This is a genomic window from Kitasatospora sp. NPDC043949 (assembly GCF_056435365.1).
Genome location: NZ_JBWKEQ010000015.1, coordinates 80,853 through 88,464, shown reverse-complemented (window position 1 = coordinate 88,464; position 7,612 = coordinate 80,853). Strand labels below are relative to the sequence as shown.

Annotated in this window: 5 protein-coding genes; 4 read left to right on the top strand and 1 reads right to left on the bottom strand. The window is 71.2% G+C overall.

Translation table 11 applies throughout. The features are described 5' to 3' along the window. Positions 1-205: 205 nt before the first annotated feature. Entirely contained in the window at positions 206-1,099 is an 894-nt protein-coding gene (locus AC07AL_RS15080; RefSeq protein ID WP_079136066.1) for an IclR family transcriptional regulator, read from the bottom strand. Between the two features lie 426 nt (positions 1,100-1,525). Here AC07AL_RS15080 and AC07AL_RS15075 point away from each other — a divergent pair, with 426 nt between their 5' ends. The 4 genes from AC07AL_RS15075 (at position 1,526) to AC07AL_RS15060 (ending at position 7,535) form a co-directional block, all read left to right on the top strand. After that, positions 1,526-2,836 carry an extracellular solute-binding protein gene (locus tag AC07AL_RS15075; protein WP_363585231.1) on the top strand — a complete coding sequence of 437 codons (1,311 nt, stop codon included), beginning with the start codon at positions 1,526-1,528 and terminating at the stop codon, positions 2,834-2,836. Between the two features lie 125 nt (positions 2,837-2,961). After that, positions 2,962-3,942, top strand: a complete 981-nt coding sequence (locus AC07AL_RS15070) for a carbohydrate ABC transporter permease (protein ID WP_063350256.1) — start codon at positions 2,962-2,964, stop codon at positions 3,940-3,942. Further along, positions 3,939-4,853 carry a carbohydrate ABC transporter permease gene (locus AC07AL_RS15065; protein WP_478317616.1) on the top strand — a complete coding sequence of 305 codons (915 nt, stop codon included), beginning with the start codon at positions 3,939-3,941 and terminating at the stop codon, positions 4,851-4,853. The genes AC07AL_RS15070 and AC07AL_RS15065 overlap by 4 nt, the downstream gene beginning before the upstream one ends. 288 nt (positions 4,854-5,141) lie before the next feature. Then, positions 5,142-7,535 carry an excinuclease ABC subunit UvrA gene (locus tag AC07AL_RS15060; RefSeq protein WP_363620916.1) on the top strand — a complete coding sequence of 798 codons (2,394 nt, stop codon included), beginning with the start codon at positions 5,142-5,144 and terminating at the stop codon, positions 7,533-7,535. Positions 7,536-7,612: the final 77 nt, after the last annotated feature.

The window sequence follows — 7,612 nt, the reverse complement described above, 5'->3', positions numbered from 1 at the left end:
GCGCTCCAATTGTCGGATGAGGTCCGGTGCCTTTCTAAAGGTGCCGGGCCTTGTTTGCTTTTGGGGAGGCGATCTCCGTGCTCGGTCGGACGGCGACGTCGGTGATCCTGTCCTCCCCGGTGGAGCAGCGGGTCCTGCTGCCCTCGGAATAGCCCCGGCCGGAAGCCCGGAAGCCCGGAAGCCCCGGCCTGGGCCGGGCCGGGGCTCAGGACGGCTGGCGGTCGGAACCGAGTTCGCGGGAGATCCGCAGCCCGGCCTGGGCGACGACGGGGCCGAGGGCGCGGACGCGGGCGGCGGTCATGCGGGAGGTCAGGCCGGAGACCGACAGGGCGGCGGTGACCTCGCCGGCGTGGTCGAAGATCGGTGCGGCGACGCAGCGGACCTCGGGTTCGTTCTCGCGGTCGTCGATGGAGTAGCCGCGGGCGCGGATCCGGGCGAGGTCGGCGCGCAGCCGGGTCTCGTCGGAGATGGTCCAGGCGGTGACCGGGCGCAGGCCTGCGGCGACGACCTCGGTGACGGCCTCGTCGGGCAGCCAGGCGAGGATGGCCTTTCCGGTGGCGGTGCAGTAGGCGGGGGCGCGGCTGCCGACGCGGGAGGCCATGCGGACGTTGGTCTCGTCCTCGACCTTGTCCAGGTAGACGATTCCGGGGGCCTGCCAGACGGTCAGGTGGACGGTCTCGCCGGCCTCGCGCTGGAGTCGGCGCAGGTGTTCGGCGGCGACGCTGCGCAGGTCGAGGGTGGAGAGGTAGGCCTGGCCGAGGCGCAGTGAGCCGTGGCCGAGCCGGAACCAGCCGGTCTCGCGGTCGCGGTCGAGGAGGTGCTCGTCGAGCAGCGGGCCCGCGAGCCGCAGCACGGTGCTCTTGTTGAGGCCGAGCGCTTCGGCGAGTTGGGCGAGCGGGACGCCGCGCCCGTCGCTGTGGTCGCGGACGTGGCCGAGGACGGCGAGCGCGCGGCGCAGCGAGGACGACTGGTTGCGTTCGGTCGCGGGTTTGCGCCCGGCGGCTGCGCCCGAGGGTCGTTCGGCCGCAGCGCCGGTGGGTCTGTCGGCCGCCGTGCCCGCGGGCCGCTCGGTCTCCGCGTCGGGCCCCGTCTCCGTCATGGGTGGTCCGTCCCTGTCTCGTTCCGCTGTCGAGTGCCACTGCCGTGTACTGCAGCCGTGTGCTGCTGCCGCGTGCTGCCGGTGTTCCCCCCGCTCGACGGCGGCGGTTGTCAGAAGGTACCCGTTCGCGTCCGCAACGCCGCTTCTTCGACACAACGTTGTGCAGTGCAAAACTTCCCGAACCCCCTCTTGTTGGCGCCGATCGCCCGCGCTTAACGTCCCTGCCATCGAGCAGGCGACGCCGCCCCACCCGAACGGTCCGCCCTGCCGTACCCCCGTACCGGCCTGCCCGGGACGCCCCCCAACGCGTCCGGGCCGTCCTCCACCCACACCCACCATCGGCCCCGGTCAGGGCCTGCTTCGACGTACCCGTCCCCAGCGGCGCACGTCTCGGCGGCAACTGTCGGGAGGGGAGGTTCTCCACCCATGCGACTCATCAGACGGACTGCCGCGGCCGCCGTGCTCGCCGCCAGCTGCCTCGCCGCGACCGCCTGCGCGCCGGGCACCGCCGCGCCGGCCGGCGACAAGGCCGCCGACGACCGGACCGGCACCCTCCAGGTCTGGCTGTACAACGAGGCGGGCAACGCGGCCAAGGAGGCCGTGGTCGGCAAGGCGGTGAGCGAGTTCCAGGCCTCCCACCAGGGCGTCACCGTCAAGGTCAGCTACATCGACACCGACGCCTCCGCCCGCGCGGCCAAGATGAAGGGCGCCTTCAACGACCCGGGCAGCGCCCCGGACCTGGTCGAGTTCGGCAACACCGACCTCCCCGGCTACGTCGCGGCCGGTGGCCTCGCCGAGATCGGCGCCGACCTCGACAAGTGGCAGGACAAGGGCGACCTCGACCCGGCGATCGTCAAGACCGCCGTGGTGGACGGCAAGACGTACGGCCTGCCCTGGTGGGTCGCCGTGCGCGCGCTCTACTACCGCAGCGACCTGTTCACCGAGGCCGGGCTGACCCCGCCGACCTCGTACGCCGAACTTGTCACCGCCACCCAGAAGATCCACGCCGCGAACCCCGACACCTTCGGCATCGCCGTCGGCGGCAAGTACACCTTCGGGGCGCTGCCGTTCGTCTGGGACGCGGGCGGCGACATCGCCGCCAAGGACGGTTCCGCGTACAAGGCGGCCATCAACTCGCCCGCCTCGCAGGCCGGGATCAAGCGCTACACCGATCTCTTCGGCGCCGACGGCTGCCCCGCCCAGCAGTGCGCCGACCTCACCGGCGGCAAGACCGTCGACCTGTTCGCGGCCGGCAAGTCGGCGATGGCGATCCTGCCCAACTCCAGCCGCAGCAAGGTCGACGGGGGCCCGGTGAAGGGCAAGTACGGCGTGGTGCCGCTGCCCGGGGAGAAGGCCGGCTCGATCGCCCCGGCGTTCGCGGGCGGCAACAACCTCGGCGTGATGAAGGCGGCCAAGCACCGCACGCTCGCCCTTGAATTCGCCGAACTGCTGGCGGGCCCGGCGTACCAGGAGCAGATGTACGACGCGATGGGCAACCTGCCGACGCTCAAGTCCGTCAGCGGCAAGGTCGCCGCCAAGGATGCCTTCCTGAAGCCGTTCACCGACACCATCGCGGCCGGCACCAGGTTCGTCCCGCTCGACCAGGCGTGGGCGCAGATCGACGCCCAGGCGGTGATCCCGACCATGCTGCAGCAGGTGGTCACCGGCAAGGCGGACGTGGCGAAGGCCTCGGGCGACGCCGCGAACCAGATCACCTCGGCCTTCGCCGCGCACTGACGGCGGCCGCGCACCCGCCTCCGACCCCCGGCCCCGCCTCCAACCCCCGTACCAACCCCTGGTTCCGTACCACCTCCTGGTCCCGCACCGACCTCCTGGTCCGCGGAAGAGAGCAGGTCCCGCACGTGTCCGCATCCACCACGACCGCCCCGACGGCGCCGCCTTCCCCGCGCGGGCGCCGTGGGGGCACGGCGCCGGCCGCACCCTCGGGCGGCCGGCGCCGCCGGCCCCCGCTGCTGCTGCTCCTGCCGGCCGCGGTCATCCTGATCCCGCTGGTCGCCTACCCGATCTACCAGCTGGGCCTGCTGTCCGTGCTGGACTTCGGGCAGGCCCAGGCCTCCGGGGGCGCCCCGACCTCCTTCGTCGGCTTCGGCAACTATTCGAAGATCCTGAGCGACGGCCAGTTCTGGTCGGTGCTGCTGCAGACGGTCGGCTTCGCCGCGTTCTGCGTGGTCGCCACCCTGGCCGTCGGCGCGACCCTCGCCGTCCTGCTGACCAAGGTCGGGCGGTGGCCCCGGCTGGTGCTGACCACCGCCGCGATGGCGGCCTGGGCGGCTCCGGCGATGACCGGTTCGACGGTGTGGAGCTTCCTGTTCGACACCAACCTCGGCCTGGTCAACCACACGCTGGTGAAGCTCGGGCTCACCGGCTTCCACGAGTTCAACTGGTTCTACGACAAGTGGACGGCGTTCCTGATCGTCGGCGCCGTCGTGGTGTGGCACTCCTTCCCCTTCGTGATGGTCACCCTCTACGCGGGGATCCGGGCGATCCCGGAGGAGATCATGGAGGCCGCCGCCCTGGACGGCGCCAACACCTGGACGACCTTCCGCCGGATCACCGCGCCGATGCTGCGGCCGATCCTGACCATCGTGGTGATCCAGTCGGTGATCTGGGACTTCAAGGTCTTCACCCAGATCTACGTGATGACCGAGGGCGGCGGCATCGCCGGCCAGAACCTGGTGCTCAACGTGTACGCGTACCAGAAGGCGTTCGCCTCCTCGCAGTACGGGCTCGGCGCGGCGATCGGCGTGATCATGCTGCTGATCCTGGTGATCCCGACGGTCCTCTACATCCGCACCCTGCGACGGACGGGGAACGAACTGTGAGCACTCTGAACCCCGTTCGGGACACCCGAACCGGCAACACCCGGCCCGGTAGCACCCGAGCCCGCAACACCCGCGGCCGTTGGCGGCTCGCCGCCAACACCGGCGCGATCGTGCTGGCCGTGGTCACCGCCTTCCCGATCTTCTGGATGGTGCTGTCCGCGTTCAAGCCCAAGGGCGAGGTGCGGTCGCTGGATCCGAAGCCGTGGACGGCCCACCCCACGCTGGAGAGCTTCCGCCAGGTGCTCAGCGTGGACGGCTTCGGCCGGTACTTCGTGAACAGTCTGGTCATCGCGCTGTCGGTGGTGGTGCTCTCGGCCGTCGTGGTGTTCCTGGCGGCGGTGGCCGTGACCAGGTTCCGGTTCAGGTTCCGCACCACCATCATGGTGATGTTCCTGATCGCCCAGATGATCCCGGTCGAGGCGCTCACCATCCCGCTGTTCTTCATGTTCCGTGACGCCGGCCGGTTCGCGCCGGGCATCGGGCTGAACACCCTCGCCTCGCTGATCCTGGTGCAGTTGGCCTTCTCGCTGCCGTTCGGCATCTGGATGATGCGCGGCTTCGTCGCGGCCGTGCCGGTGTCGATCGAGGAGGCCGCGCAGATCGACGGCGCCAGCCGCACCCGCATCCTGTGGCGGATCCTGCTGCCGCTGGTGGCCCCGGGCCTCGCCGCGACCAGCGTGTTCTCCTTCATCGCCGCGTGGAACGACTTCGTCTTCGCGAAGACCTTCATCATCAGCGCCACCCAGAACCAGACCCTGCCGTCCGCGCTGCTGGTCTTCTTCAAGCCGGACGAGAACGACTGGGGCGGCATCATGGCGGCGTCGACGCTGATGACGGTGCCGGTGCTGATCTTCTTCATCGCGGTCCAGCGCAAGCTGGTGTCCGGGCTGGCGGGCGCGGTGAAGGACTGACGCCCGCCGGCGCGGTGAAGGACTGACGCCGGCCGGCGTGGTGAAGGACTGAGGCCGACCGGGGCGGTCGGGCGGGCTTCCCCCGTCCGGCCGCCCCTGCGATCGTGCCACGCCGTGCGGCCGGTACCGGACGCCGATCCGCGGGCCCACCGGCCGGGCCGTCCTCGGGACGGCGGTTAGGCTTCCGCCATGCCTGGCCGGCACCGGTGGACGGGGCTCCCCTCCCCGGTGCGGCGGCCGGTGATCAGCCACCGCGACGGCGGCTCCGCCGCACAGATGGGGAAGACGATGAGCAAGCCCACGAGGACGGCCGCGCAGCCGCCGGCGGCACCCGGTGCCGACAGTCACGACCTGATCCGCGTGCACGGCGCGCGCGAGAACAACCTCAAGGACGTCAGCGTCGAGCTCCCGAAGCGGCGGCTGACGGTGTTCACCGGCGTCTCCGGCTCCGGCAAGAGCTCCCTGGTGTTCGACACGATCGCCGCCGAGTCGCAGCGGCTGATCAACGAGACCTACAGCGCCTTCGTCCAGGGCTTCATGCCGACCCAGGCGCGGCCCGAGGTCGACGTGCTGGAGGGGCTGACCACCGCGATCATCGTCGACCAGCAGCGGATGGGCGCGGACCCCCGCTCCACGGTCGGCACCGCCACCGACGCCAACGCGATGCTGCGGATCCTCTTCAGCCGGCTCGGGCAGCCGCACATCGGCTCGCCCAAGGCGTTCTCCTTCAACGTCCCCTCGATCAGCGGGGCGGGCGCCGTCACCGTCGAACGCGGCGGGAAGACCGTCAAGGAGCGGCGCAGCTTCAGCATCACCGGCGGCATGTGTCCGCGCTGCGAGGGCCGCGGCAGCGTCTCCGACATCGACCTCACCCAGCTCTTCGACGACACCAAGTCGATCTCCGAGGGCGCGATCACCATCCCCGGCTGGAAGACCGACAGCTGGTGGACGGTGGGGATCTACGCGAACTCGGGCTTCCTCGACCCGGACAAGCCGATCCGCAAGTACACCAAGAAGGAGATGCAGGACTTCCTCCACCGCGAGCCGACCAAGGTCAAGGTCAACGGGGTCAACCTCACCTACGAGGGGCTGATCCCGAAGATCCAGAAGTCGATGCTCACCAAGGACCGGGACGCGCTGCAGCCGCACATCCGGGCGTTCGTCGACCGGGCGGTCACCTTCACCGCCTGCCCCGACTGCGGTGGCACCCGGCTCAGCGAGGCGGCCCGGTCGTCGCTGATCGGCGGGACCAGCATCGCCGACGCCTGCGCGATGCAGATCAGCGACCTGGCCGCCTGGGTCCGCGACCTCGACGAGCCGGCCGTGGCGCCGCTGCTCGGGACCCTGCGGCACACCCTCGACTCGTTCGTGGAGATCGGGCTGGGCTACCTCTCGCTCGACCGGCCCTCCGGCACGCTGTCCGGCGGCGAGGCGCAGCGGGTCAAGATGATCCGGCACCTCGGCTCGGCGCTCACCGACGTCACGTACGTCTTCGACGAGCCCACCACCGGCCTGCACCCGCACGACATCCAGCGGATGAACGAACTCCTGCTGCGGCTGCGGGACAAGGGCAACACGGTGCTGGTCGTGGAGCACAAGCCGGAGACCATCGCGATCGCCGACCACGTCGTCGACCTCGGACCCGGCGCCGGGACGGCGGGTGGCTCGGTCTGCTTCGAGGGCACCGTCGAGGGGCTGCGGTCCAGCGGCACCGTCACCGGCCGCCACTTCGACGACCGGGCCGCGGTCCGCAAGGCGGTGCGCGAGCCGAACGGCACCCTGGAGATCCGCGGCGCGACGGCGAACAACCTGCGCGACGTCGACGTCGACATCCCGCTCGGGGTGCTGACCGTGATCACCGGCGTCGCCGGCTCCGGGAAGAGCTCGCTGGTGCACGGCTCGATCCCCACGGGCGCGGGCGTGGTGTCCGTCGACCAGGGCGCCATCCGCGGCTCCCGGCGCAGCAACCCGGCGACGTACACCGGGCTGCTGGAGCCGATCCGCAAGGCCTTCGCGAAGGCCAACGGCGTCAAGCCGGCCCTGTTCAGCGCCAACTCCGAGGGCGCCTGCCCCAACTGCAACGGCGCCGGGGTGGTCTTCACCGACCTGGCGATGATGGCCGGCGTGGCCAGCACCTGCGAGGAGTGCGAGGGCAAGCGCTACCAGGCCTCGGTGCTGGAGTACCACCTCGGCGGCCGCGACATCAGCGAGGTGCTCGCGATGCCGGTGACCGAGGCCGAGGAGTTCTTCGGCACCGGCGAGGCCCGCATCCCGGCCGCGCACCGCATCCTCGCCAACCTCGCCGACGTCGGGCTCGGCTACCTCAGCCTCGGCCAGCCGCTCACCACGCTGTCCGGCGGCGAGCGGCAGCGGCTCAAGCTGGCCACCCACATGGCCGAGAAGGGCGGCGTCTACGTCCTCGACGAGCCGACCACCGGCCTGCACCTCGCCGACGTCGAGCAGTTGCTCGGGCTGCTCGACCGGCTGGTGGACTCCGGCAAGTCGGTCATCGTCATCGAGCACCACCAGGCGGTGATGGCGCACGCCGACTGGATCATCGACCTCGGCCCGGGCGCCGGCCACGACGGCGGCCGGATCGTCTTCGAGGGCACGCCCGCCGACCTGATCGCCGCCCGCTCCACCCTCACCGGCGAGCACCTCGCGGCCTACGTCGGGGGCTGACGGCCCCGACGTTCGACCCCTTCGGCGTTCGACCCCTTCGACGGTCGAACGCTTCGGCGGCAGGGCGGTGCCACGCC

Bases quoted from the DNA above. Each gene is read 5' to 3' on its own strand.
- AC07AL_RS15075 (WP_363585231.1), top strand. From the start codon at position 1,526: ATGCGACTCATCAGACGGACTGCCGCGGCCGCCGTGCTCGCCGCCAGC.
- AC07AL_RS15060 (WP_363620916.1), top strand. From the start codon at position 5,142: ATGAGCAAGCCCACGAGGACGGCCGCGCAGCCGCCGGCGGCACCCGGT.
- AC07AL_RS15080 (WP_079136066.1), bottom strand. From the start codon at position 1,099: ATGACGGAGACGGGGCCCGACGCGGAGACCGAGCGGCCCGCGGGCACG.